Genomic DNA, 650 nt, shown 5'->3' with positions numbered 1-650 from the left:
GTGGGCGGCGACGGCGACGGCATTGGCCAGGGCGCGGCGATCCTGCTGTTCGTCGAGGCCAATGGCTCGATCACCGGGCGCACGGTCGCTGGCGGGACGGTCTACTTCACCATCTCGGTCGACGGTTCGGGCAATGTCACGCTGGCGCGCAACCCGGCGGTCAACCTCTATCATGACGATCCGGCCAACGGCGACGATCCCGAGCTGCTGGCAGCGGCCAGTGCGCTGACCCTGACCAAGACCGTGACCGATGCCGACGGCGACAGCGCTGCTGCGACCATCGACCTGTCGAGCGGTGTGTTCCGGTTCGAGGACGATGGTCCGGCGGGTGGCCTGACCACCGGGTTCACCAAGCCGGTGATCACGGTCGACGAGAGCCCGGTGGCCGAGGACGGCATCGTCTCGGCGAGCGCGAGCTTTGCCGGTGCGTTCAGTCCGGCGCTGGCCGACTATGGCACCGACGGGGCGGGCAGCGTGGGCTATGCGCTCAATGTTGCCAACGGCACGGCGAGCGGCCTGTTCGCGCTCGATCCGGCGGACAAGCTGGGCGCTGGCGTGGGCGGCGACGGCGACGGCATTGGCCAGGGCGCGGCGATCCTGCTGTTCGTCGAGGCCAATGGCTCGATCACCGGGCGCACGGTCGCTGGCGG

1 protein-coding gene is annotated in these 650 nt (G+C 69.8%); it reads left to right on the top strand.

Features of this window, described 5'->3' with window-relative positions:
- The coding region (locus DPQ23_RS15245) for a DUF5801 repeats-in-toxin domain-containing protein (RefSeq protein ID WP_205961491.1) at positions 1-650 on the top strand (650 nt) is incomplete at both ends.

The organism is Paracoccus endophyticus (assembly GCF_003286075.1).
Lineage (GTDB): Bacteria > Pseudomonadota > Alphaproteobacteria > Rhodobacterales > Rhodobacteraceae > Paracoccus > Paracoccus endophyticus.
The sequence above is the reverse complement of the archived record's forward strand: the minus strand, read 5'-3'. Positions and strand labels throughout refer to the sequence as shown.